This window comes from Bacillus mobilis, from assembly GCF_001884045.1.
GTDB classification, from domain to species: domain Bacteria; phylum Bacillota; class Bacilli; order Bacillales; family Bacillaceae_G; genus Bacillus_A; species Bacillus_A mobilis.
Genome location: NZ_MACF01000119.1, coordinates 1 through 25114, shown reverse-complemented (window position 1 = coordinate 25114; position 25114 = coordinate 1). Strand labels below are relative to the sequence as shown.

Here is a 25114-nt window from a genome sequence, read left to right as displayed (position 1 = left end):
TTTGAGTGAGAAATTAGTGTTTTCATAGATACATATATTCGACAAAATTTTCTAAATACCTTTTGGATATACTGTTTATGAAATAGTTCTCGCATGTACTACTTGCTACATTTGTTTTTGGTGAAACGCACATCCAGAATCTACACATAATTTGGTTAACTAGTACTTTAAAATGCAAAAAAGCTTAGAATTTTAACTCTAAGCTTTTTGCATTGCATGATCCCCTTTAAAGAGCACTATTTTTTACCCATTCGGATTTACTCAATACATAATGATTATAAATTTGGTTTTCTATCGTCTGTTGACTCAAATAAACGAACCCGCATTTTTCAATCACTTTATTTGACGGTACGTTATTAATTAATGCAGTTGCGTTAAGGACATCCACATTTGTATTTTCAAACAAATAGCCGATCAAGCCTTGTGTCGCTTTCGTTGCATATCCATTATTATGATATTCACTTGAAACAGCATACATAATTTCTCTATTCGGTGCAGGAAGCTCATCTTTCAGACTTGTGCAGCACCATCCAATAAATTCATTTGTGGTTTTCTTAAATATTCCTAGCCTCAATATGTGATCATCTATGTTAGTCGTAGTTCTCACTGCATCAAGAAATGCTTTGTTTTCTGGTATTTCATCATTTGTAACCCAATTAACTCGTTGTTCTTTCGTTGATTTCCAGTCGGGTAAAAACTTTTCTATTTCTGGTTGATTTGCTATTTTATAAATACTCTCTGCATCTTTGACCGTAAACTCTTGTAGGTATATATCACCACAATCTATTTTAAATAACTTAGTCAAACTCTCTTTTCCCATATTAATCCCCCTTATTTACGTTAAAGCGCCTTGATCTGCTTCGTAAGCTCCATAAACCGTTCGTCCAGTTCTTTATATTCTTTGTCTTTAGAAGTTAAAAAGCTTAATTTACCTAATACTTCTTGTCTCTCTGTTTCTAGCGTTAAACGTAGCTCTTCAATTTCATCTCTTGTTTTCGTAGGTTCTTCGAGCTGCTTTTGTATCGTATTGTTTAAAAACACAAGTTTTACGTTAGTTGTTTTCTCCAGAAAATATCGATCGTGAGAAACGATAATGAGTGTTCCATTATACTCAGCTAATGTATTTTCAAGCTGTTCACGTGAAGGTAGATCAAGGTGATTCGTTGGTTCGTCTAAAATAAGTACATCTTTTTCATCTAAAATATAAGCCATGAGCTTACATTTCACTCTTTCCCCCATACTCATATACTCAATTGGCTCTTTCCATTGAGTAGCTTGGAACCCTAAATGTTTCATTAAATTTTGGACTTTTCCTCTTTCTTCAAATGTCTCTTTATAAAATAAATCTTCTGGTGTTTTATCAAGCGGTAAATCAAATACTTCTTGTGTTAAATATCCAATGTTTGCTGATGGTGAAATCCATACTTCTCCTTCGGTAGTTTCTGTTCCCATAATCATCTTCAATAACGTTGTTTTCCCGCTACCATTTGCTCCAATCATCGCAACCTTCTCACCGTGCTGGATAGTAAAATTAACGTTTTCAAATAATATACGTTTATTAAATTCTTTCCGCAATTGTTTTACTTCTAAGAAACGTTTTCCTACTTTTTTACTCGCTTGAATGGAAAATTCAACTGAATACTCTTCTTTCACACGTTCTACCTTCGTTTTCTCCAGCTCTTTTTCGAGACGCTTTCGTTTCGATTTAACTTGCGCGTCCATTCGCTTCGCCTTTACACGATAAAATTCTTTCACTCCTTCTTGTTTTGTAGACTGTGCATGTGCCTTTTGTGACCATGAACTTAATTCTTTTATATGAGTTTCTACTTGTTCTATCTTTTTTTGTTGTTTTTCATATTCACGCTGCTGCGTCATTCTTTTATGCTCACGCGCTTTCATATAACTTGTATAATTACCGCTATGGTCAATTAATTTCTTATCCTCAATTGACCATATTCTAGTCGCAACAACATCTAAAAAGTATCGATCATGCGATACGACGATAACTGTACCTTTTATATTTTTGATTTGTTTTATGAGAAATTCCGTACTCATCTCATCTAAATGATTTGTCGGTTCGTCTAAAATTAAGACATTAGGATTTTCAGCAAATCCTTTTGCTAATCGAACTTTTAGCTTTTCACCACCACTTAAAGTTAGAAAATCGTTCGTTGGCACGCCCCATTTAGCAAGAAGTTCGGCTTCTTTTGCAATCATATCCTTACTAACAAAAGATTCTTTTTCTTGTTCAACATATGCTGTTGTCATATTCATTTGCATCCATTCAACAGTACCTTTTGATGGTTCAATCTTCCCATTTATTAATTGAAGTAACGTTGATTTACCAGCCCCGTTTTTACCAATTAATCCGATAACATCCCCTTGCCTTACTGTCACATTCATTTTCTCTAACAAAGTGTTTTCCTTTATTTCAACATAAACATCATTTAATTTTAATAGTTCTTTCATAATACCGATCCCTTTCATTAAGGGAGAATAAAAAAATCCTCCCAAATAAATTTGGCAGGATTAGTCGTTAAAATATTTATACCCAAATAAGCTATTGCGCAACATAAATAGCAATACCGTTGTATGGAAATTGGGCAGACTAATCCTATTTTTTAGAAATTGAAATTTATTGAATTTCAACATTTAAAAATAAGATTAGTTAATCATCGTCCACCCATCATTCCTTTCCGTCGTTAGTAACCATATTGTACCATGATAGTACTGTATGAGTAAATGCAATTATATGTGCTATTATAAAGATTGTTTTCTTCTAGGTCTATTTATCATTTCTTAACTTCAAATTGAACAAGCATACTTTATTTTAAGATTCCCCTAATAATCCCCTTCTAAGCACGCCCTCTTATATAAATTTTATATAACTGTATGATTAATTTTATATTATACATACTACATTTCAGTTTTTATAATAAAGTTATCATTTTTAAGGAGGGATTCTACAATGGAATTTAGCAAACTCGGAAACAGTGGATTAACAGTAAGTAAGATTGCATATGGGAACTGGATAAACCATGGCGGAAAAGTAAATGAAGATACTGCAAATGAATGTGTGAAAGCCGCATTAGATGTTGGAATTACAACGTTCGATACTGCAGATGTTTATTCGGACACTATTGCTGAGGAAATACTTGGTCGTTCTTTGAAAGGAATACGCCGAGAAAGTATAGAACTTTGTACAAAAGTATGCCATCCGACCGGACCTGGAAAAAATGATCGTGGATTATCACGAAAACATATTATAGAAAATTGTAATGCATCGTTACAACGGCTACATACAGACTACATTGATGTCTATTATGCACATCGATTCGATACAGCAACTCCTCTTGAAGAAACGATGTTAGCTTTCTCAGATCTTGTAAGACAAGGTAAAGTCCTTTATTTAGGCGTAAGTGAATGGACCTCGGAGCAAATTACACGCGGTGCAGCACTTGCCCGAGAATTGAATATTCCTCTTATTGCTAGTCAGCCTCAATATTCGATGTTGTGGCGAGTGATCGAAACAGACATAATACCTATATGTCAACGTGAAGGACTTGGTCAAGTTGTTTGGTCTCCCCTCGCACAAGGCATTCTCACTGGAAAGTATCAACCGGGCAAACCAATCCCTACCCAATCACGAGCTAATTCAGATGCGGGAAAACCGTTTTTTAACAAACTCGTACAACGTTGGATGAGTGATAATGTACTTAATGCTATACAAAAACTTAATCCTATTGCACAAGAAAATCATCTCACCCTACCTCAACTTGCAGTTGCTTGGGTACTACAAAATCCAGCTGTTTCCTCTGCTATTATTGGCGCTTCCAATCCGGAGCAAATAAGAGAAAATGTAATTGCTTCTAGTGTTACATTGTTACCTGAAATTATGGGTCAAATTGATAGTGTGCTAAAAGGTTTCATTGAGTATGATTCAAGTAAAACAGGTTGATTGATTAGTGACTTAACAATAAATATAGTATCTTTCCAAGTTCATTACTGCCCATCCATTCAAGATGGGCCTTTATTTTTCAAATTCAAATTGTGAAGTCTTATAAATCTCTCTAACAACTGCTAAAAAGTTCTCGAGTACGATAGACTTTTCATCTTGTCTCCATCCAGCGTATAAGTTTATCTCCGGTGTATGTTCCTGAATGTCTTTATACGTGACTCCCGATTTTTTATAACTTTCCACCGAAGATGGAACGACAGAAATCCCCATTCCTGCTGCAACTAAATTTACAATCGTCTGCATTTGAATTGCTTCTTGAACAATATTTAAACTTACTCCATGTTCCCAAAAGTAACTAATAATTAAATCATAAAAGTTAGTACCGAAATGACGAGGAAATAAAACAAATGATTCATCTACTAGTTCTCTAATAGGAATATTGGGTAACGAAACTAATGGGTGATCTTCATGTAAAACCAATTTTAAACGTTCTTTAGAACAAACTTCAGAATACAATATTTCATTATTCTGCTTAGAACGAATAAATCCAATATGAATTTGTTTTTCATAAAGTGCCTTTACTTGCTGGTCTGTTGTCATCTCGCGTAATATAAGCTGAATTTTAGGAAACCGCTCTCGAAAGGTTTTTAATATGTTTATAACCGTTTCTGTAGAATCGACAAAACCGATGATTATATGTCCGATCTTCCCTTCATCCGCGAGCTGTGTTTCTTTAATGGTTCTATCTACTTGAAGTAACGTTTGTCGCGCACCTTCTAAAAAGATTTTCCCCGCATCAGTAAGTTCAACCATCCTTTTTGTCCTGTGAAGAAGTTGAACACCTAATTCTTCTTCCAACTTTCGAATTTCTTGACTTAAAGGCGGTTGTGCCATCATTAGACGTTCTGCCGCACGACTAAAGTTTAATTCTTCTGCCACCGTTATAAAATATTTCATTTTTCGAATATCCATTACAATCCCCCTAACATTCACAACTAGTAACAAAGCCCTCCTTCTAATAAATTATAAATAAAAATAGGAGGAAACTATATCAATTCCTTTTCGTTTCTTTTTTATCATAAATCATTTCGTAAAAATACGAGAGATTTATACTAAATTGAATTACATGTTTTGGGAAATTCCATTACTTTCATATATTATTTGATTTACCATTCTGTTGAGTAACGAGTACTTGATATTTTATTCATCTAATTATAAAAACAAAATGTTATTCGTTATCCAATAATCAATTATTGTTTTTCGATAAATTTTTATTGATTATACCCTTACAATAAGCTATTATATGTTTGTAGAAAATTTTAATGTAAGGATTGAATTTATGGACAGGACATTAAAAATCACAAAGTTAAATATGTTTTTAAGGATTTTTCTCATCCCGATTATAGTAGGGATTATTGTTGGTATACTAACTAAATTGGGGCAAGGTATACTTCCAGGACATTGGAATTCATTAGCTAATCTAGGAAGCGTTTGGTTAATTCCATCCTTTTTTGTGGCTAGCTTTAGTTATTCTAAGCGTACAGCTATACTTTCTGGTATCCTTGCACTACTCGGTATGGTATTAGGCTATTATGGTTATGCAATAGTTATTACAAATGTAGCTCACTCTATTTATTTTATATCTGTATGGATTGTATGTGCATTTATAGGCGGAACTATCTTTGGAATTGCAGGTTTTCTATGGAAAGATACTACAAATCCACTTCATAAATTCGGAAGCGCACTTATTAGTGGAGTTTTTGTAACGGATGGACTTCACATTCTTTTAAATTTTGAAGACTATAGTCACATGTTACCTGTTGGATATACCGAAGTGATAGTCGGGATTATATTGATTCTTGTATTAGAACGCTCTAATGCTAATCGAATTTCTTCTTTCTTAATGATGGTCCCTATCACTATTTTAGGATTAATTGGATATAAATTATTAAGTTTGTTTACTTAATTACAATACTGTATCATGAAAAAACAAAAGACAAATTCTATTATAATCTACAAAACATATTACGAATTCGAAAATTATACTTATTAATGTTGATACACTTATTCATAGGATGGATTCATAAAGCTATCTCTTTCAAAGGGATGGCTTTTTTCTTACAAAAATATTTATCAGCTTTTTATTAAATACTTCTAATTTAACAATCGTATTTATTAGTGTGTCATCATACATGCTAAGATGACCTTTTACCATTTCATATAATCACTATAAAATAAGGCTAAAAAACTTATCTCCAAAGTTCTTTAGCCTAGTTCACTTATTTACACATTAAAAAATATAATGCGTACAACGGTACCTTTACCAACTTCTGAATGGATTTCTACACTATGTCCTAATTGTTTCGTAATTTCATATACAAGATATAGCCCCATTCCAGTTGATTCTTTAAAATCTCTACCATTTTCTCCTGTAAAGAAAGGTTTAAACACTCTTGGTAAATCTTGCTTCGGAATTCCTACACCACTATCGATAATTTCAAGTATGACGTTATTACCTTCCTTACAAGCATTTACTTTAATCTTCTCTCTACTACCAGATGAATATTTAATCGCATTCGATAGTATTTGTCCAATTAAAAATTGTAACCATTTTGCATCACTTTCCACAGTAATACCCTTATCAATTTTAAGCTCTGGATATACAAAATTCCGGATAAAGAAGCGTTTATGTTCATGCACGGAATCATTCACTATTTTATGTAGCTGTACTTTTTCCACATAAAAATCTTGTGTAAATGCTTCTAAACGTGCGACATACAAAGCCATCTCTAACCCCTTTTTCAACCTATCTGTTTCCTCATTTATACTTTCAAAACGTGGGTCTACTTCATCCTGTGTAATTAATTCTATTACAGATAGAGGTGTTTTCATTTGATGTATCCACTGGTTCATAAAGGTTAAATGATCACTATTTTTTCTCTCTTGTATTTGCAGCTGATTTTGATAATGGCGATATTGCACCTCAAGTAGGTCTTGAAGCGCAGTAGATACAGCTGAAAAATCAGATTTTTGAACAGATTCATCCAAAGATTCAAGCGGATTTGCTAATCGTTCATAAAAAGAGCGATGTGTAAAGTAACGAAATACTAAATAACTCAACATAAAAAATGCACCTAAAAACATTGCATATAATGCCGTTGCAATATGGTTATGCCCATCAAACCAATATACAAGAAATATGGCTAGTAGTTGGATTGCTGTAAAACAAATAAGTGGTATATGATCTCGAATAAACAATCTTATCATTTTTCCATACCAGTATCCCAAGTAATATGTAATCTATAACCGACACTACGAATCGTTTCAATCGCATCTTCAATCTGTAACGTTTTTAACTTTTTACGAACACGAGTTGTATTTACGCTTAAAGTATTATCGTCAACATAAGATTCGCTATCCCATAATTTATTTAATAACACTTCTCTACCCACAACACGCGGATAATTTTTCATTAACATCTCTAATAAAATAGCTTCATTTCTTGTTATATCAATCTCTTGATTCTTAAGCTTTAATACAAGCCTTTCGGGATATAAACAAAGACCGTGTTGCTCAACCATCCGCTCTTCTACTTTCGGTGCATAATCTCCGTAAGCACGTCTTAAATGACTACGAATTTTAGCCATTACAACTTCGTAATGGAATGGCTTTGAAATAAAATCATCGCCACCGTTTTCAAGCGCCATAACTTGATCCATCGTGCCTTCACGAGCCGAAATAAATAGTATCGGACATGTAGAAACTCCGCGAATTTGACGACACCAATAGTAACCATCAAAACTTGGTAAATTAATATCTAATAAAACTAACTCTGGTTGTTCTTCTAAAAAAATGTTTAATACATTTTGAAAATCCGATACAATAATTCCTTCGTATCCATATTTCGCGACATGTGTTGATAATAGTTCTGCAATTTTCATATCGTCTTCTACAATCATAATTTTAACCATGTGATTACTCCTTTTTCGATCCACAATCTGATATTCAATTATATAAAATAAATACTACCTTTTTTTATATAATCCGTAAATCAAAAAAGGATACTTTTATACAACAGCATCCTTCTTCTATTATTTCTTATTTAATATAAAATTCACTCAAAGTAAATCCCAATTGCTCCACATAATTCATACCTAATTCCATCCGAGCAGTCTTCAGCGGATCCACAACTTGGCAAATTTTCAAATTACCTGCAGCAGATAATAAAAGCGTTGCATCAGCTTTAGACATTTCTAATTCTTCATGTAAAAATGTCACCATATTACGTACAGCGCGATTCGCTGCATCATCTAACAATTTCTCTGAAGCAATCGTCATTACTTTTTCTTTTTGGATAGCCATTGGTAGTGGCCATTTCTTTCCTTTTATAACTTGAACTGTTACGGTTACCTCACCAGCAACCTCTACTCCACTAACACCAATTTCACCATCACCCATAGCCGCGTGTAAATCGCCTAATGCTAATAGAGCACCAGGAACATTTACAGGTAATAATAACGTTGTCCCTTCTTTTATCTCTTTACAATCCATATTCCCGCCGTGATCATGCGGTGTGCCACATGAAATGCTCTCTTCTTTCGGCGCAGTACCAATTACACCGATCATAGGATGAATTGGGATTTGTAGTTCATTTGAAAACAAAACATGCTCATTATGTATTGGGACGATTTTCACTGTATTTTCGTTTAGATCTTCACCCATTACGCCAAGATTCGCTCCTGTAGTTAAAACACCTTGCTCTGCAATTTTAATCTTTTCAATCGATACGACTAAAATATCACCGGGTTCTGCACCATTAATAAATACTGGACCAGTCGCTGGATTAATTCGGTTCCAATCTAATTCTTGAAACACAACATCTTCAGATTCAATTTGATTTTCAAAGCAATCATATGTTTCAAATACAAGACGACTTCCTATTTCTACTTCCATACATGGCTTATTATCTGGTGACATTGCGTATATGATATGTTCTTTATAAATTCGATACATGTTATCTCTCCCCTTTTATATTGGTCTACAATTACTAATTAGCTTTTTTCATACAAGCTCCTCTTCATATTTGATGATATTTGCACGTGAAAAAGCACCTAGCTTATTTTCATACATACACTCTTTACTATAACAGGTAAAGAAAGGTGGTAGCACTATGCCCCTTATTCCATATAACGAAAGCGATGTTGATTTACTAGCTCGTTTAATTCGTGCTGAAGCAGAAGGAGAAGGTCGACAAGGTGAACAACTTGTTGGTTGCGTAGTAGTAAATCGTGTATTTTGTGATTGCTTAGATTTTAAACAACTTCGAACTGTACGTGATGCAGTATATCAAAGTCCTGGTGGATTTGAAGCAGTGCAATACGGATATTTTTATCAACGCGCACGTGAATCAGAAAAAGACATCGCAAGAAAAGTTTTACAAGGTGAGTGGCGCTGGCCAGCAAGGTGGGCTCTTTGGTATTTCCGTCCAGTTGGTACTTGTCCACCTGAATGGTATAACCAGCCGTTTGTAGGACAGTTTAAAAGCCATTGTTTTTATGAACCTAGTGGTGATGAATGTCCGAAAATGTATTCACGGTAGTAAAATGTGAAACGCAAATACTTAGCTGAGTATTTGCGTTCCCTTTATTTTTTAGAAATCTAATAATGTGATAAACTTTTCGATGCCTACTACATGTATTAATAACGGTATTCGAGGGCCACTGGACTGATTCATAATGAGCTTATATATAATAATAAATAATTGTTTTTGATTTTCTTTCATTATTTTTTTATTTTCATCATGACAAATCGAATACAATTTTTCCATTAAGTTAGAGTAATCTTTGTTAGAACGAAGTATGTTGCAGACTTCTACTAACCATTCTTTCTGTCTTTCATCTAATGTGTTGTAAAACTCTGTATTTCTCTCTAGATTTACCGCAATTAATTTTTCAGATTGAAAGTTTCTTATCCAATACTCTGCGCGGTTACATATCGCTATCATAGCACCTAATGTATAACTTCTATCTATTTTTTCTAATGTATCTTGTAAAATAGATGAATCAAAATTTAATAGCGGTAACGTTCCTGCTACTTGATTAAATTTCGGATATTCTTTAATTCTGCTATCAACTCTAGAAAGTTTAATTGCATCAAATAAATCTTCATTTTTTAGCGTTTTATTCTCATAACTATCTTTTAATCGTTCATATTCTGTATAATTGCGAATTACATCTTCATCAAGACCGATATGAAAAGCTGCGTTTGGTCTATATTTAGCAAACATAAAAAGAATCACTTCTGGTAAATACACTTTTAACAACTCACTGGGTGTAATACTATCCCCTGAAGAACTAGACATTTTTTCGTGATGCCCTTTTATTCCTATGAAATCATACGCAACGTAATGAGGAGCTTCACGATTAAATATTTCTTTTGCGATTTCCTTGGATACATTATAACTACCCGTTTCCGATGAATGATCTCTTCCACCCGGTTCAAAAATAACATCCTCTATCATCCACCTCATCGGCCAATCGATTTTCCAATTCAGTTTCATTTTATTTGTATTTAATACTGATAATTCATTTTGATTTCCACATACACATTCATACTGAACTGATTTTAATACTTCATCAAAATGTGTAATCGTTGTTGCATCTTTCCCGCATTTTTCACAATATAATGTAACTGGATAAAAGCTCTCTCGCTCTTCTTCACTACACTCTCCTGTTTTAAAACTCATTAAAATATCATATATTTCTTTTATATAAAGCCTCTAATATGTTTTTGTTATATCTTCCACTTCTATATTCAGCATGTTGATATATGAATTCCACTTCAACCCCAAATACTTGAAGCGATTTCTCAAACTCTTTTTCAAAATGCTCTGCATAGGAGTTATGACAACCATATGGATCTGGAATATCACAGTATGGCATACCAATATATTTTGCAAAAGATGGATCAATATTTTTAGGGACTTTTCTAAACCTATCATAATCATCCCATGAAAATATAAAACGAGTCTTTTTTCCTAAATCTTGAAGTGCTCTTACAACGAAATAAGTCGTTATTATTTCGCGAAAGTTTCCGATATGAACAGATCCAGATGGACTGATTCCAGATGCGCAAACAAAAGTTTCTTTGTTTGGATGTTTCCTTATTAATTCATGTGCTACTTCATACGCCCAATGCATATATTACTCACCTCAATTGTTTTTTTGTTTTCACATTTTCAAATTTATGCAATAAAAAAACTCCCACCCCCAAGATTATTCATCTTGAGGACGAGAGTTGTTAGCTTCGCGGTACCACCTCAGTTTGTTAATACGTCGCCATATTAACCTCTTCAGGTACGGCAAAATATGCTTATACCCTATCTCTATAACGGGAGAACCCGTCGCACCATCCCTAAACAAATTAGTTCCTTGCGCAGCTCCAAGTCTTTTTTCATTAAGATGTATACCGCTCTTTCTCAGCTACCAGAGCTCTCTGTACGTATTCTTTCTTAACTACTCTTCTCTTCCATGCCATTTTAAATATTAGTTTTTTCATATGATAATTTATAATACTTTTATTGTCAAACTTTTCCGGACAAAAAGACTATCTAAATAAATGCTTTATTGCTTCTAATTGAATTTTATGACTACATTCATCACAACAATATGTCCCTTTCGGTTTCTCTTTAAATCGCTTATATTTTTCGCTTCCTTCGTATACACGGAATATATTTTTACAAGAAAAGCAAACAATTTCATAAAACATCATATGCATTTTCCTCTCCATGTTTATACATTTTTTAATCACTTGAGAAAATCAGTTTTCCAAATTACAAATCTTAATATCTTCTGACTAAAGGTTTACCTCTATTCTTATCGAATTATATAAATATCTTATAAAGCGAGGTGAACATCTTGATCAGTAATATAGAATTAGTTTTAGATGCTAAAGCAAGTTTAGCTGAAGGGCCATGTTGGAATGAAAATAAACAACTTTTATACTGGGTTGATATTATGGAGAAACAATTATGCATATTTAATCCTACTACTAATACAAACCGAGTAATCGCTCTTAATCAACAAATCGGCTGTGTTGTTCCATATTTAGAAGACGTACTACTCCTAGCTATGGAAAATGGCTTTTATTCTATTCATGTAAAAACAGAAAAACTGACACATATTTTTGACCCTGAACCACATTTATTTGAAAATCGTTTTAACGATGGAAAATGCGATCCAGCAGGACGTTTTTGGGCAGGCACTACAGATACATACGGTATTAATGCTGCAGGTTCCTTGTATTGTTTAAATAATAATTTAAGTGTCGAGAAAAAAATTGCACATGTAAATACATCAAATGGCATTGCTTGGTCACCTGATTATACATACCTTTATTTTATTGATACACCTACTAAAAAAGTAGTTCGTTTTCATTATGATATAAGTACTGGAGAAATTCGTAATCCAAATGATGTAATCATTTTCCCTGAAAATGACGGTCTACCTGATGGTATGACAATAGACGAAGAAGGTTGTTTATGGATTGCACATTGGGGCGGTTCAAAGATTACTAGGTGGAACCCTTTAACTGGAGAGCAAATATTAAGTATCCCAATCCCAGCGTTATATGTAACGTCTTGTACATTTGGAGGGCCTAATTTAACAGATTTATATGTTACAACAGCCAGAACAAGAATGACAAATAACGAATTAAATCAATATCCACATGCTGGTGGTATTTTTCGAATTCAAACGAATATAAAAGGTTGTCCTACCCATTCATTTCGCAATAATAATATTGGAGCTGAAACTATATGAATCGTATCGATTACATAAGACACGAAGAAAAGAAATATCATGACCTTTGCTATGAACAATATAAACTATTCGAAACTGGCTCTTGGCTTTACAAACCGGTTAAAACAGTTATGGACTTAATGGAGTACTTTGAAGGACAAAATAACTTACAAGTGCTTGATCTCGGCTCTGGCGTTGGAAGAAATAGTATTCCAATTGCACAAAAGATACAAAATGGTAGTGGTACTGTTACTTGTGTGGACTTACTGGATTCCGCTTTAACAAAATTACAAACGTATAGTAAAGAACATGATGTATTTCAAGTCATACAAACAGAACAAGCAGCAATTGAAAACTACTACATCCAACCTGATACTTATGATTATATCGTTGCAGTATCAAGTTTAGAGCATGTCAAATCAGAAGAAGATTTAAAAAACGTGCTCCATTCTATGAAAAAAGGTACAAAAGTTGGTGGTATCAATTGTTTCATTATTAACTCGAACATACAAGAAATAGACTTACATACGAATGAAAAATTAGATGCTTTAATTGAAATTAACCTTCCTACTGAAGAGATGATATATCTATTAAAAAGCATTTATAAGGAATGGAAAGAAATTAAAGTTGAAGTAAAAGAATTAGTCTATAATATTGTTCGCGATGAAAGGCATATTCAATTAAATACAAATGCTATAACATTTGTTTTTCAGAAATAAAACTATAAAAGGTAAGGTTTTCCCCTCATATATTCATAGAAACACCCTTACCTTTCAATCATAAATTCTTTATAAAATTGCTTCGTTATTAGTTTTAGCTTTTTCTAAAACATTATTTTTATTAGAAATACTATTCAGCTATTAATTGAATTCATTCATTTATCAATAATTGCTTGTCGAGCTTTTTCTTTATCATCAAAATGAATAGTCGAATCCTTTAAAATTTGATACGTTTCATGCCCCTTCCCAGCAATCAAAACAATATCATTAGCAGATGCCATGTTTATTGCATGATTTATAGCAAGTTCACGATCTACTTCTACTTTATAATTCAAATTATTATTCTGTGAAAACCCTTTTTCAATATCTTTCATTATTGCCTGCGGGTCTTCCGAACGTGGATTATCAGAAGTAATATAAACAAAATCACTATAACTTCCAGCAATTTCACCCATTATAGATCGTTTTTTTGTATCTCTATCTCCACCGCAACCGAAAACAGTAATAATTTTACCTTTTGAAAACTCGCTAATTGTAGAGAGGACATTTTCTAACGCATCGGGTGTATGAGCATAGTCCACAATTACAAGGAAATCTTGATTTTCGTCTATGATTTCCATTCTACCTTCAATGCTCTTTACATGAGATAAACTGTCACTAATGTTTGTAAGCGGAATACCTTCAACCAATGCAGCTGTTATTGCTGCTAATGCATTATAAACATTAAAATGGCCTACTAGATTTAGATTGATTTCTTTTTCCCCATTAAATGTAGAAACTAAAAACTGAATTCCTTTTGGGCTTAAAGTTATGTTCTTCGCTTGAACATCCGCTCCTTTATGTATCCCATACGTAATCACTTCAGCAGAAGTAACTTTTTTAAAGTATTCTACTGATGGATCATCTGCATTCAAAATAGCAATTTTTTTATCTGTAGTAGAAAAATCATTTCCTAATCTAGAAAATAGAAGACCTTTTACATGCTTATATTCCTCAAATGTTCCATGGTAATCCAAATGATCTTGCGTTAAATTTGTGAAAACAGCTATTTTAAAGTTACATCCTTTAACTCTCTCCATATGTAAGCCTTGTGACGTAACTTCCATAACACAATAATCTGTATTATGATTTTTCATCTTCTGCAAATTCCGTTGAAGTGTTGGAGGTTCTTGCGTATTAATTTCAGTCGGATACCATTTCGAACCAACTTTCACTCCGTTATTCCCCATGAGCCCTGTTTGAAATCCATAGTCAGTTAAAATTTTTTCAATTAAATAGGAAGTAGTCGTTTTACCATTAGTTCCTGTAATTCCAATTAGCTTCATTTTATTAGATGGATAACCATAGAAATGTGACGCAATAACTGCGATAGCATACCTAGCATCTTTTACAATTATTTTAGGTATTTCAATGTTTACATCTCTTTCTACAATTAACGCCACAGCTCCATTTTTCACTGCATCTTCAACAAATTGATGTCGATCTTCAAGAAAACCATCAATACCTGATACACATATAAAAAGATTTCCGCTAGTGATCTTTCTAGAATCCATTTCTAATCCCGTAATTTCTACATTCATATTCCCAATGGTATCTTTAATCAATAACAAATCCGCCAGCACTTTTAGTTTCAAATCCCTCGCCCCCTTACACATTTACCCTACTTATTTTACCACTTCATATAAAATAATGGTTTAAAATTCCATATCAGTCGAACGAATTTTAATTATCTTCAATATACATAAATAAAAGAGCGCTTGTTTCCGCAAGTGCTCTTTTTGGGGATTTTGAGATATCCTATTAAAGAAAGTTAAGGTTACTTAAAGTTAATAGGTATTTCTATTATATGCTTGTCCTTTTTATTTGTGCATTATCAATATATAAACATTCTTAATAATATTTAATAACTATTAATTATAGTTATTTTTTACATTTTATCATTAAGAAATTAATTGAAGGCTTATTTACTATGTTCTTATTTGGTTCGTCAATTTCTAAAACTTGTACTAGTCCATATTTATTAAAATCTTGTTTTACAGATTCAGAATCATAGAAGAACATTTTTACGCCTTCCATTACCTCATAATAGTCTTTATCCAACTGTTTTCCTTTTCCATACATTGGCGCTTTTTTAGAAACTGTTGTAAAAACCAAATACCCGCCTGGTTTTAACTGATTATAACAATCTTTAATAAATTTCTCTCGCTCCTGCTTATTCAACAAATGGAGAAGTGCATGACTAAATATCCCATCATATAGTTTATTATCAAAAGGCATCTCGTTTACTGAGCCATGATACATACTAACATCTTCTAGCCCGTTTTCTCTTGCTAAATCGATGGCTGTTTTTGAAATTTCAATACCTGTTACATTTATACCATTTTCGATAAACACCTTTGCATTTCTTCCATATCCAATACCCGGAACTAATATGTCCTTAACGTTCTTTTCCACAAAAAAATCTTTTGTCAAAATTGCAGATTCAGTAGGTTCAAATCCCCACATTGTTTGTTTCTCAATAAAACTTGATTCCCAAAATTCCATTTTATTTTTATCTCCTTATTCTTATCTCATGTATAGCATCACATGAAAGACCTATTAATTTTTTACGCTGCTTTTTCCCCCACAGTCACTATAGGTCCATTGAATATAGCATATTAATAAGCCTATATCTAATTTAAAGATTGGCTGAATATCTATTCTAATTATTAACCATTACGTTTAGAGAAAATATAAAAAAGCTAATACTTCCGTTGTATTATTGGCTTTTCTAAAGAGAAATTATTTTTTTATTTTGTGCTGATCTAATATTTTTTCTAACATTTCTAAAGTTATCGGTTGAGCTTTCTCTATTAATCGATAACCAATACGTCCATTCGGTTCGGCTGTAACTTGCTGTAAACTCTTCAAATCATGAATTCCTTTTTCTCTTAATTGCATATATAGTTGTTGTTCTGACATTTTTGCCTTTATCAAGTTCGCTTTTATAATCTCACCGTTTTCAACAATTACAAAGCTACTGCCATTTAGGAATTGTTCCGCCTTCCTTGATTTCAGTTCAAAGAAATGAATGATAAAAAGTACGCTTGCAAATATTACAGCTGCAAATATAGATGGGATCACTTTCCTACTTAATACAGGCTCTACAATAATACGTGCAATTGATACTACTATAATGATTTCTGCTCTTGTCATTTGGCTAACAGATTTACTCCCTGTCATTTTTAATGCAAGAATCCCAGTGAGAATTAAAATAATGCTTTCAGCAATAATATGCATAATAGCCCAATCCTTTAATGGTAAATGTTATTAGCATTCCCATTTCATATAGCATTCTAAATGAATTTTAATTAAACTTTTTTGTGAAAATCATACTTACATATTCTGAAAAGAATCTATTTTGATCAATCTTCCATTGCCCCCAAAATAAAAAGCACCCGAATGGATGCGTATAGATTAAACTAATTCATTATTACTTTCTCCACTTTTATCATCAACTGATTTCAAGTCTAACATGCTGCCTATATCAGGTGGTAAAGCTAACTCTATACCAGCTACTGGTTGATTATCTTCATTAAACCATTGTTTCTTAAATTTACTCAATGCTTCACTTTTCTTTTTCTCATCCATATTAGCCCGCCTTTTATGTACATGATATTAAACACTTTACTTAATATGTACATTGAGAAAGATAATATACTATTTGTTCATAATGAAAGAGCAAAAAAACTTCTTTGTTTACACAAAACGTTGCACCTGTAAAAAATCCCTATAGTTGTTATCCCTCGTTTTATTATCATATTCATGACGAAACATACGTGAGCTATGTGACATGTACATGATCATTTTATTCATATGAGACAAATACTTTTAAGGGGGTAATTATCCCTTCACTCAATTCTTCAAAACATTTTTCAAGAGCAGTATAATGAATCTCATGTTGAAAAATCTCTTCTATCCATGTTGTTCTTTCTATCTGATTAAAAAACCAATCTGCATGTTTTTGATAATCATATCCGTCACTTGAACCAATGATCTGCAATTCTTTTAGATAAAAGTCGGCGGTTAATGTTAAGTCTTCTATATTACCATCAGAAAGAATGCATATAGCCCCATTACTTTTAATAGCCTTTTGCAATGTGTGAAACCCTCTATTTGTAGCAGAACATTCCAAACCGTAATTATATGTTTCTATTATTTGCTTTTCTGAATCAAAGAGGTTTTTCGCACCAAACTTCTTTGCAAATTCTTTTCTATTTTTATTAGGCTCAACAACATCCACATGTTCCACACCTACATAGTATTTTAAGAAATAACAAGCGAGTAAACCGATAACTCCCATTCCAGTAATAAGTACTTTTTCATCCTGCCGTGGGTCTAGCTTCAATACCCCTTTAGCAGCATCACACGAAAGAATACATAATAAAGCAACTTTAGATTTTATATAACTAGGAACTTGAATGACTTTATCTCCCTTAACTATTCCTACCGTTTCATGTCCATAAAAAGAGACTACTTTATCCCCTACGTTTAAATTTGTTACTTTATTACCAACTTGAATAACTTCACCATAACTTTCATATCCAGTTTTTCTTGGATAAATAGGATTTGTATCTGAACCATCCGATTCTTTATACTGTGGTAACTCTGCTCCAATACTTATTGCACCTGCGATTGTTTTAACAATAATTTCATCATCCTGTATGGACTTAATTTTATCAGTTTGCCAATTCAATTGTTTAGGTCCTTCTAAAACTAACTTATATTGTTCCATAGCTTCCCTCTCACTTTATAAAAATATATTCTCACTAAATTGCAAACCATGTATAATAGATTCATCTAAAATTTAAGCTATAAAGTTGGTTAGCAACCAACAGTGATAATATGATAATTGAATTTGATGGATATGGAATTAATGAGTATGTTATTGGCCTTAACTGTTCTCTAAACGAATTAAGAACAATGTATTTAACTTTGAAAAATGAAGAGATATCTAACGAAGAGCTTCTAAGCTTATTTTGTGTACATTACCATTATGAAAAAATCCCAAAATTACTACGAGAAGACATCATGAGCGATGTTGTCATTGATTTAGATACGGACTATATTTATATCCCTAATAGATAACAATACATTAGATTAAAAGAATAGGAATTACGATTCAGCTAAGTGTTTAATGAAATAAGTAAATGCCCAAATTAATGTCGCAAATTGAGTAACAAAATACATGGTCCATTCAAAACCAGTCAATTTTCTCTCTCGTCTAACCTTTTTTAAATATCTGTAAAATATAAATGTACTAAAAAACATTAGTAACAACGATAACTGCTGTAAATCATCGACTATACGTCCCCCCATAGACTCGATCACCTTCCTATTCAAAATAAATGCTATACTTTAAGGATATCATTTATTGGTAGTTTATTTCCATTTAAAACAATTATATCCTAAACAAAAAGAGCACTCAACAATTGAGTGCTCTAAAAAGTATTAACATAACACTTTTCTTCTACTTTTTATCACTAAGTTCTATCACTTCCGGTATATGATTACTATCATATTTTCTCGTATAGATTTCACCATCTGGAGTAACTAACTGTAATGTAATTTCACCACAAACACCATGTGGTATTTCAAATTTACCTTCTGCATTTGAAATACTACGTTCCTTACTTTCGATTGTGTCTTCATAAATTTTCACATTAGATATAGGTTCGTTATTTTGATCTACGATAATACCTCTTGAATACTTACCAACCGCAATGCATTGATCATCTTTTTTATAATAATTAGTCACAACAATAGCTCCAATTATTATAGCGATACACACAAACAAGAGTATTATTTTGCGTCTCACACCAAACCTCCTTATTCGTTTTTTTCTTTTTAAAATTGAAAGGTTATACGCTCCACTTGTTTGATTTCCTCAATTACTTTACGAATTCCTTCTTCAATTCTATCTTCCTTCACATTCGATACGTTTAACTTTAATAGTCTTTCTTTCGGAAAACCTCTCACATAATTTTTATCAATCGTATCAATGCTTATTTGCATTTCACCTAGTCTTTGTAAAAGCATTTCTGAAATACTCGTTTTATGTAATTCTAAACAAGTGTGGATTCCAATTGTGTTTTGCTTTGTATATGTAAAAAGCTGATTTTCATTATGCATTCTTTCTAATGTTTCTGCTAGTTTTTTAGATCTATCGTGATAGGACGATTTAATTTTGTTTTTATGACGTTCAAACATACCGCTCTTTATATAAATTTCTAAAGCCGCTTGAGAAATCATCGGACTATCAATATCTAATATCTTTTTATATGTATGGAAATCATTTGCGATAGATGGTGGAATGACCGCAACTCCAACCCGTAAACCTGGAAAAATAATCTTAGAGTAACTTTTTAAATATATTACGTGATTACAATTATCCAAGCTATATAACGGATCTGCTTTTGAATCTGTTTCTAAATCTGCTAAATAATCATCTTCCACTATAAATACATTATATTTCTTAGCCAATAACACAATTTTTTCTTTCTCATCTTTAGAATAAGAAGTTCCAAGCGGATGATGATATCTCGGTATCGTATAAAAGAATTTTATTTTACCTGTTCGAAATATACGCTCCAATTCATGCAAGTCAATACCTTCATTCGTACGTTTAATACCAATTACAGGAATTTTATTTATTTCTAGATACTCAATATATAAATGATATGTTGGCTGTTCAATTAATATCGTTTCATTCTCATTTGGAAATGGTATAGAAGTTAGTATAGCTAGCGCTTGTTGTACACCTGACGTTATAAAAATATTTTCTTCTTTAGTGAAGACTTGATAATTTGCTAATTGTTTTTGAATGACCGGAATTAAAGACGGTAAACCTTTCGGTGTTCCATATACGAACAAGTCATTTTTATACGTATCAATGGCCTTATTAATACAATGCTGAAAATCTAAATATGGGAAAACATCTGGATCTGGTGCTGAGGAAGCAAAATCAATTATCTCGTTATTTTCTATGGTATTCCCAGATTTTTTAACAACGTAGTACCCACTTTGAGGCACAGAATAAATAATATGACGCTTTTCTAATTCATGTAGCGCCCGTATAACCGTTGCCTTATTACACTCATATTGCGTAACTAGTGTCCGAATAGACGGTAGTTTCTTACCTTCTTTTATCTCCCCATTTTGAATCATACTTTCTAAGTCGTTGAAAACATGTAAATATTTATACATCATTACCACCTCATCATTTAATTTGTACCGGTACAGTTTGTATTTGTTCACATTGTAGCACTAGATCAGGAAGTTTACTATGTACGTATGCTGGCCAGTAAGAAATCAACTACTATGAGGTGAAATTATGAAAAATACAACAAAAGCATATATATCAGCATTACTCTATTCATTTATTATTGGATTTTCCTTTTTATTCGTGAAACTAACACTAACCATTACAAGCCCTCTTGATACTCTGGCTCATCGTTTTACAGTTGCTTTCATAGCAGCAAATATTCCGGTTATTTTTGGATTCATAAAGTTAAATATATCATTTAAAAATATACTTTCTCTTTTACCAATTGCGATTTTTTATCCAGCACTTTTTTTTGCTTTTCAAGCTTTTGGATTAGTGTATACAAGTTCATCTGAAGCAGGAATTATACAAGCGGTGATCCCAATATTTACGATGATCTTAGCTTCCTATTTTTTGAAAGAGTATACGAATACATCACAAAAAATCTCTGTACTCATCTCAGTCATCGGTGTCATTTATATATTTATAATGAATGGTCTAGGGGCTTACGAAACTAGTATCATCGGCGTTATTCTTATTTTGTTATCGGCATTATCATCTGCTTGCTATAATGTATTAGCACGGAAAATGGCAAATAATTTCAAGCTAATGGATTTAACTTATACAATGACAGCGATTGGTTTTATTAGTTTTAATTTAATTGCTATCGTCAGCCATATAAACAAAGGGACATTAACTATATACTTTAAACCATTTATGAACGGAACATTTCTTATCTCCATTTTATATTTAGGTTTGCTATCTTCTTTACTAACAGCATTGCTATTAAACTATTCGTTATCTTATATTGAAGCAGCTAAAATAAGTGTTTTCAGCAACTTATCTACACTTATTACAATTATCGCGGGTGTTGTATTCTTACACGAACAAATCGCATACTATCACATCATCGGAACAATTTTGATTGTTCTTGGAGTAGTGGGCACAAACTTCTTAGGAAAAAAAGGGATTGTAATAAAGAAGAAGAATACTTCCTTAAGTAAATAAAAAGTGAGGGATATATATTGCAACGTGTAAATACGATTGATATTAGTAACATTCTAGAATTAGAAAAGACTCTTTCTACTTTATTAAATGAAGCGATTTCTTCAAAACTAGAGCTTGAAAACTGGTTAAAAAAACAATCTACAGTCATTTGGAAAATTGAAGAACAATTAAGATCACACTATATCGCCTTTCAATGTAATACGGATAATAAAGAAATAAAAGATACTTTTGAATATGATCAACAATTTGTAAGGCCTCTTTTGAAACATTATCAGAATTCATTTGATAATAAATATTTAGAGTCCCCTTTTCGAATGGAACTTGATCAAAAAACGTATAGCTTACTAGATAAAAAAATAAAGAATGCGCAAACATTATTTTGTGAAAAGAACATTGATTTAGAGGTAATTGAAGACAAATTAGTAACACAGTACTTCGAAATTACAGGTGGTTTAACTGCGCTATGGAACGATGAAGAAAAGACAATTACCGAACTACAGTCTTACTTACAAGATCCGGATCGTCATATACGAAAAAAAGCAAAAACGCTCATTTCTGAAACATTCTTATCTGTTGAAGATACATTACAACATATATTAAATGAATTAATCGCAATCCGTCACCAAAAGGCGCAAAACATTCGATTAGATAATTATTGTGATTATATGTTTAAGAAATATGAACGATTTGATTATACACCTGATGATTGCTATGAGCTGGCTGAATCTATTCGTAAATACGTATTACCACTTATCGATAAAATATTGAATGAGAAAAAATCTGAACTTCAAGTAGATAGTCTTGGTCCATGGGATCTAAAAGCAACCGCACCAAATCAAAAAGCGTTAAAACCTATCGAAGACGCGAGCGATTTAATCGAAAAAAGTTCTCATGTTTTACACAAACTAGACCCTGAATTTGCAACATTACTGGACCGTATGCATAAAAATAATTGCTTAGATTTAGAAAGTCGTAAAGGAAAAGGACCTGGAGGATTTTGCGAACACTTACCTGCTTCGCAACTATCTTTTATCTTCATGAATCTCAATCATACACATGATGACGTTACTACTTTCCTCCATGAAATGGGCCATAGTATTCATAATGAATGTATGAAGCAACTAGAGCTACAAAAATATTTAGAAATCCCTTCAGAATCAGCTGAGCTTGCTAGCATGACAATGGAATTATTTTCGATGGAGTATTGGGATACATTTTATGAGAATACGGAAGAATTTATAAAAGTAAAATTAGATTTCTTTAAAGATATTGTTAAGTATTTACCATCAATACTTATCGTTGATCAATTCCAGCATTGGATGTATGAAAATCCTAATCATACCGCTAAGGAAAGAAACGAAAAATATTTAGAATTACATAACACTTACCAATCAAAAGTCGTAAATATCGAAGGCTATGAAAATTGGATAGCAACTGGCTGGTTACCTGTATTGCACATATTCGAAATACCATTCTATTACATCGAATATGCTATCGCACAACTTGGTGCGTTGCAAATGTATAAACTATATAAAGAAAATCCTAAACAAGCAATAGAAAACTATAAAAAAGCTTTATCATTAGGTAGCTCTAGATCTTTAACGGAAGTATATGAAGCAGCTGGCATTCGTTTTGATTTTTCTGGAGAAACGATTAAAGAACTAATGTTATTTGTAGAGGGCGAATTAGAGTCACTTGAACAATTGTAAGAAGGAAGCTGTTCCTATATTTTAGGTTCAGCTTTCTTATTTATTTTATCTTTTTCGGCAAGAAGACTCCATCTGATTTGTGTTACGGGTGAAACACAACAATTCAGGTGGAGATGAATTGCCGTCAGTCAATAGGGCTGAACTCTTTCGTTTCGCTTATAACAATTTTCCCGGGGGAATGTTGGTTTCTTTTTGTCTTACGATATGTCGGAAATAAGGAGGGAATATATCTTAAGGTAACGAAATTGGATAATCATAATCCTTTTGTTACTTGCACCAAAAGGAATGAATAAGTTAATTCTTTAAGAAAGGTGGTGAAAACAATGGCTAAAAAGAAAGCGGTGAAAGTATTACGGAAACAAAAGAAAAGAGAAACGCTGCAACGATTCACGCAGAAACAAAATATCGGACGAGCTTGTCTTACGGCTAAAGAATTTCGTTTACTTCAGCGTATGTCACATAGTTCAAAAGCGTTGCGAAATGTTGGATTGTATACGATGAAACAAAGTTACCTGAATAATAACAGGATGGCTACTGTAAAAGAAGTGGACACTGCCATGCAAGCCGATATGAACTACTGGGGCATGCAATCAAACTCTGTTCAAGCCATTCGTAGAGCCTTGTATGCAGAAGTAAAGAGCTTTTTTAAAGCAATGGAACAGTGGAAGAAACATCCTGAGAAGTTCACAGGTCGTCCTAAGTTTCCGAATTATTCTCGTTCTACTGATAAACGAATTATTGAAATCTATCAAGTTCCAAAAGTGGATGAGAACGGGTTTTGGATGATTCCGATGAGTGTGGCATTCAGAAAAAAATTCGGTTCCATTAAAATACGTATGCCGAAAAACTTAAGACATAAAAAAATTTCATACATTGAGATTGTACCGAAGCAAAAAGGTCGGTTCTTTGAGGTGCATTATACATATGAAATGCACGTTTCTCAAATGAAGCAACAATCCACGACTACGAGTAACGCTTTGAGTTGCGATTTAGGTGTAGATAGATTAGTAAGTTGCGTAACCAATACAGGTGATGCATTTTTAATTGATGGGAAGAAATTAAAATCCATTAACCAGTACTTCAACAAAATGATACGTCATCTCCAACTGACAAATATGGAAAACGGACTTTCTAAGCGAGTTGTAACGAATAAAATGGCTGCACTTTGGCATAAACGGGAACGACAAATAAACGGTTATATTTCACAAACTGTAGGTCTGTTGTTCAAAAAAGTGAAAGCATTTGGCATAGATACAATTGTCGTAGGGTATAACGCTGGCTGGAAACAAAAATCTGATATGGGAAAAAAGAATAATCAAAAGTTTGTTCAAATCCCGTTTCATAAACTGATTGCGGCAATTGAGAATAAATGTATAAAAGAAGGTATCCGATTTTTGAAACAAGAAGAAAGCTATACTTCAAAAGCTAGTTTTCTGGATAAAGATCCGGTTCCGGTTTGGTCTAAGGATGATAAGACCCATTATTACTTTAGTGGCAAACGAATCACGCGCGGTCTGTACCAAAGTAAATCAGAGAAATGCATTCACGCTGATATTAATGGTGCGCTGAATACATTGGAAAAATCAAGAGTGGTAGAATGGGAGGACAATCTCAAAGTG

General features: G+C 32.7%; 24 protein-coding genes, 1 pseudogene and 1 other annotated feature. Of the genes and pseudogenes, 9 read left to right on the top strand and 16 right to left on the bottom strand.

Annotated features, from left to right (window positions below; all coding sequences use genetic code 11):
* Positions 1 to 226: 226 nt before the first annotated feature.
* Together BAQ44_RS19635 and abc-f are read right to left on the bottom strand one after the other, a co-directional pair.
* Positions 227 to 820: a GNAT family N-acetyltransferase gene (locus BAQ44_RS19635; protein ID WP_071723139.1), complete on the bottom strand. Its 594-nt coding sequence runs from the start codon at positions 818 to 820 to the stop codon at positions 227 to 229.
* A 20-nt stretch (positions 821 to 840) separates the two neighbouring features.
* A complete protein-coding gene (abc-f, locus tag BAQ44_RS19630) occupies positions 841 to 2469 on the bottom strand; it encodes a ribosomal protection-like ABC-F family protein (protein WP_071723815.1) in 1629 nt (542 codons plus the stop codon).
* Between the two features lie 499 nt (positions 2470 to 2968).
* On the opposite strand from abc-f, the gene BAQ44_RS19625 reads away from it, so the two are divergent.
* The gene (locus BAQ44_RS19625) at positions 2969 to 3958 is read left to right on the top strand and encodes an aldo/keto reductase family protein (protein WP_071723136.1); all 990 of its coding nucleotides are present in this window, start codon (positions 2969 to 2971) and stop codon (positions 3956 to 3958) included.
* 72 nt (positions 3959 to 4030) lie between these two features.
* On the opposite strand, the gene BAQ44_RS19620 is transcribed toward BAQ44_RS19625, so the two are convergent.
* Positions 4031 to 4930 carry a LysR family transcriptional regulator gene (locus tag BAQ44_RS19620; protein ID WP_071723134.1) on the bottom strand — a complete coding sequence of 300 codons (900 nt, stop codon included), beginning with the start codon at positions 4928 to 4930 and terminating at the stop codon, positions 4031 to 4033.
* Positions 4931 to 5297: 367 nt separating this feature from the next.
* On the opposite strand from BAQ44_RS19620, the gene BAQ44_RS19615 reads away from it, so the two are divergent.
* Complete coding sequence (locus BAQ44_RS19615; RefSeq protein WP_063260572.1) at positions 5298 to 5924, top strand: DUF6518 family protein; 627 nt, start codon at positions 5298 to 5300, stop codon at positions 5922 to 5924.
* Between the two features lie 317 nt (positions 5925 to 6241).
* Here the strand turns inward: BAQ44_RS19615 and BAQ44_RS19610 are convergent, their stop codons facing one another.
* The 3 genes from BAQ44_RS19610 to BAQ44_RS19600 form a co-directional block, all read right to left on the bottom strand.
* Positions 6242 to 7225 (bottom strand): sensor histidine kinase, encoded by a 984-nt coding sequence (locus tag BAQ44_RS19610; RefSeq protein ID WP_063260571.1) that lies wholly within the window; start codon positions 7223 to 7225, stop codon positions 6242 to 6244.
* The gene (locus tag BAQ44_RS19605) at positions 7222 to 7929 is read right to left on the bottom strand and encodes a response regulator transcription factor (RefSeq protein ID WP_061680220.1); all 708 of its coding nucleotides are present in this window, start codon (positions 7927 to 7929) and stop codon (positions 7222 to 7224) included. The genes BAQ44_RS19610 and BAQ44_RS19605 overlap by 4 nt, the downstream gene beginning before the upstream one ends.
* Positions 7930 to 8056: 127 nt before the next feature.
* Positions 8057 to 8971 carry an acetamidase/formamidase family protein gene (locus tag BAQ44_RS19600; protein WP_071723133.1) on the bottom strand — a complete coding sequence of 305 codons (915 nt, stop codon included), beginning with the start codon at positions 8969 to 8971 and terminating at the stop codon, positions 8057 to 8059.
* 157 nt (positions 8972 to 9128) lie between these two features.
* Here BAQ44_RS19600 and BAQ44_RS19595 point away from each other — a divergent pair, with 157 nt between their 5' ends.
* Complete coding sequence (locus BAQ44_RS19595) at positions 9129 to 9557, top strand: cell wall hydrolase (RefSeq protein WP_071723130.1); 429 nt, start codon at positions 9129 to 9131, stop codon at positions 9555 to 9557.
* 51 nt (positions 9558 to 9608) lie between these two features.
* Here BAQ44_RS19595 and lysS read toward each other — a convergent pair.
* Positions 9609 to 11157, bottom strand: a pseudogene (gene lysS / locus BAQ44_RS19590) (lysine--tRNA ligase).
* An 83-nt stretch (positions 11158 to 11240) separates the two neighbouring features.
* Positions 11241 to 11497 (bottom strand) — a binding site (T-box leader).
* Between the two features lie 66 nt (positions 11498 to 11563).
* Complete coding sequence (locus BAQ44_RS19585; protein WP_064774857.1) at positions 11564 to 11734, bottom strand: DUF2197 domain-containing protein; 171 nt, start codon at positions 11732 to 11734, stop codon at positions 11564 to 11566.
* Between the two features lie 140 nt (positions 11735 to 11874).
* On the opposite strand from BAQ44_RS19585, the gene BAQ44_RS19580 reads away from it, so the two are divergent.
* On the top strand, positions 11875 to 12777 hold the full coding sequence (locus tag BAQ44_RS19580) for an SMP-30/gluconolactonase/LRE family protein (RefSeq protein WP_071723128.1): 903 nt from the start codon (positions 11875 to 11877) through the stop codon (positions 12775 to 12777).
* Complete coding sequence (locus BAQ44_RS19575; RefSeq protein WP_071723126.1) at positions 12774 to 13475, top strand: class I SAM-dependent methyltransferase; 702 nt, start codon at positions 12774 to 12776, stop codon at positions 13473 to 13475. Before BAQ44_RS19580 ends, BAQ44_RS19575 begins: the two co-directional genes overlap by 4 nt.
* Positions 13476 to 13630: 155 nt before the next feature.
* On the opposite strand, the gene BAQ44_RS19570 is transcribed toward BAQ44_RS19575, so the two are convergent.
* From BAQ44_RS19570 to BAQ44_RS19555, 5 genes are all read right to left on the bottom strand, one after another.
* Entirely contained in the window at positions 13631 to 15109 is a 1479-nt protein-coding gene (locus BAQ44_RS19570; protein WP_071723124.1) for a UDP-N-acetylmuramoyl-L-alanyl-D-glutamate--2,6-diaminopimelate ligase, read from the bottom strand.
* A gap of 286 nt (positions 15110 to 15395) precedes the next feature.
* Positions 15396 to 16019 (bottom strand): class I SAM-dependent methyltransferase, encoded by a 624-nt coding sequence (locus tag BAQ44_RS19565; RefSeq protein ID WP_071723122.1) that lies wholly within the window; start codon positions 16017 to 16019, stop codon positions 15396 to 15398.
* Positions 16020 to 16256: 237 nt separating this feature from the next.
* Positions 16257 to 16754: a DUF421 domain-containing protein gene (locus BAQ44_RS19560; protein ID WP_071723120.1), complete on the bottom strand. Its 498-nt coding sequence runs from the start codon at positions 16752 to 16754 to the stop codon at positions 16257 to 16259.
* Between the two features lie 177 nt (positions 16755 to 16931).
* Entirely contained in the window at positions 16932 to 17105 is a 174-nt protein-coding gene (locus BAQ44_RS31165) for a hypothetical protein (RefSeq protein WP_081110398.1), read from the bottom strand.
* 217 nt (positions 17106 to 17322) lie between these two features.
* A complete protein-coding gene (locus BAQ44_RS19555; protein WP_071723118.1) occupies positions 17323 to 18249 on the bottom strand; it encodes a zinc-binding dehydrogenase in 927 nt (308 codons plus the stop codon).
* 110 nt (positions 18250 to 18359) lie between these two features.
* On the opposite strand from BAQ44_RS19555, the gene BAQ44_RS19550 reads away from it, so the two are divergent.
* Positions 18360 to 18602, top strand: a complete 243-nt coding sequence (locus BAQ44_RS19550; RefSeq protein WP_071723115.1) for a hypothetical protein — start codon at positions 18360 to 18362, stop codon at positions 18600 to 18602.
* Between the two features lie 27 nt (positions 18603 to 18629).
* On the opposite strand, the gene BAQ44_RS19545 is transcribed toward BAQ44_RS19550, so the two are convergent.
* The 3 genes from BAQ44_RS19545 to BAQ44_RS19535 form a co-directional block, all read right to left on the bottom strand.
* Complete coding sequence (locus tag BAQ44_RS19545) at positions 18630 to 18833, bottom strand: hypothetical protein (RefSeq protein ID WP_071723114.1); 204 nt, start codon at positions 18831 to 18833, stop codon at positions 18630 to 18632.
* Positions 18834 to 18984: 151 nt separating this feature from the next.
* Positions 18985 to 19332, bottom strand: coding sequence for a hypothetical protein (locus BAQ44_RS19540; protein WP_063259899.1), 348 nt, complete (start codon positions 19330 to 19332; stop codon positions 18985 to 18987).
* 29 nt (positions 19333 to 19361) lie between these two features.
* Positions 19362 to 20720 (bottom strand): aminotransferase-like domain-containing protein, encoded by a 1359-nt coding sequence (locus BAQ44_RS19535; RefSeq protein ID WP_071723112.1) that lies wholly within the window; start codon positions 20718 to 20720, stop codon positions 19362 to 19364.
* Between the two features lie 127 nt (positions 20721 to 20847).
* Here BAQ44_RS19535 and BAQ44_RS19530 point away from each other — a divergent pair, with 127 nt between their 5' ends.
* The 3 genes from BAQ44_RS19530 to BAQ44_RS19515 form a co-directional block, all read left to right on the top strand.
* Complete coding sequence (locus BAQ44_RS19530; protein WP_071723110.1) at positions 20848 to 21786, top strand: DMT family transporter; 939 nt, start codon at positions 20848 to 20850, stop codon at positions 21784 to 21786.
* Positions 21787 to 21803: 17 nt separating this feature from the next.
* Positions 21804 to 23495 (top strand): M3 family oligoendopeptidase, encoded by a 1692-nt coding sequence (locus BAQ44_RS19525; RefSeq protein ID WP_071723107.1) that lies wholly within the window; start codon positions 21804 to 21806, stop codon positions 23493 to 23495.
* Between the two features lie 323 nt (positions 23496 to 23818).
* The coding region (locus tag BAQ44_RS19515; protein ID WP_071723106.1) for an RNA-guided endonuclease TnpB family protein at positions 23819 to 25114 on the top strand (1296 nt) is incomplete at its 3' end.

What these genes read in the sequence shown, in the direction of transcription:
- BAQ44_RS19635 (WP_071723139.1), bottom strand. Translation starts at nt 820, where the DNA reads ATGGGAAAAGAGAGTTTGACTAAGTTATTTAAAATAGATTGTGGTGAT.
- abc-f (WP_071723815.1), bottom strand. Translation starts at nt 2,469, where the DNA reads ATGAAAGAACTATTAAAATTAAATGATGTTTATGTTGAAATAAAGGAA.
- BAQ44_RS19625 (WP_071723136.1), top strand. Translation starts at nt 2,969, where the DNA reads ATGGAATTTAGCAAACTCGGAAACAGTGGATTAACAGTAAGTAAGATT.
- BAQ44_RS19620 (WP_071723134.1), bottom strand. Translation starts at nt 4,930, where the DNA reads ATGGATATTCGAAAAATGAAATATTTTATAACGGTGGCAGAAGAATTA.
- BAQ44_RS19615 (WP_063260572.1), top strand. Translation starts at nt 5,298, where the DNA reads ATGGACAGGACATTAAAAATCACAAAGTTAAATATGTTTTTAAGGATT.
- BAQ44_RS19610 (WP_063260571.1), bottom strand. Translation starts at nt 7,225, where the DNA reads ATGATAAGATTGTTTATTCGAGATCATATACCACTTATTTGTTTTACA.
- BAQ44_RS19605 (WP_061680220.1), bottom strand. Translation starts at nt 7,929, where the DNA reads ATGGTTAAAATTATGATTGTAGAAGACGATATGAAAATTGCAGAACTA.
- BAQ44_RS19600 (WP_071723133.1), bottom strand. Translation starts at nt 8,971, where the DNA reads ATGTATCGAATTTATAAAGAACATATCATATACGCAATGTCACCAGAT.
- BAQ44_RS19595 (WP_071723130.1), top strand. Translation starts at nt 9,129, where the DNA reads ATGCCCCTTATTCCATATAACGAAAGCGATGTTGATTTACTAGCTCGT.
- BAQ44_RS19585 (WP_064774857.1), bottom strand. Translation starts at nt 11,734, where the DNA reads ATGCATATGATGTTTTATGAAATTGTTTGCTTTTCTTGTAAAAATATA.
- BAQ44_RS19575 (WP_071723126.1), top strand. Translation starts at nt 12,774, where the DNA reads ATGAATCGTATCGATTACATAAGACACGAAGAAAAGAAATATCATGAC.
- BAQ44_RS19565 (WP_071723122.1), bottom strand. Translation starts at nt 16,019, where the DNA reads ATGGAATTTTGGGAATCAAGTTTTATTGAGAAACAAACAATGTGGGGA.
- BAQ44_RS19560 (WP_071723120.1), bottom strand. Translation starts at nt 16,754, where the DNA reads ATGCATATTATTGCTGAAAGCATTATTTTAATTCTCACTGGGATTCTT.
- BAQ44_RS31165 (WP_081110398.1), bottom strand. Translation starts at nt 17,105, where the DNA reads ATGGATGAGAAAAAGAAAAGTGAAGCATTGAGTAAATTTAAGAAACAA.
- BAQ44_RS19555 (WP_071723118.1), bottom strand. Translation starts at nt 18,249, where the DNA reads ATGGAACAATATAAGTTAGTTTTAGAAGGACCTAAACAATTGAATTGG.
- BAQ44_RS19550 (WP_071723115.1), top strand. Translation starts at nt 18,360, where the DNA reads ATGATAATTGAATTTGATGGATATGGAATTAATGAGTATGTTATTGGC.
- BAQ44_RS19545 (WP_071723114.1), bottom strand. Translation starts at nt 18,833, where the DNA reads ATGGGGGGACGTATAGTCGATGATTTACAGCAGTTATCGTTGTTACTA.
- BAQ44_RS19535 (WP_071723112.1), bottom strand. Translation starts at nt 20,720, where the DNA reads ATGTATAAATATTTACATGTTTTCAACGACTTAGAAAGTATGATTCAA.
- BAQ44_RS19530 (WP_071723110.1), top strand. Translation starts at nt 20,848, where the DNA reads ATGAAAAATACAACAAAAGCATATATATCAGCATTACTCTATTCATTT.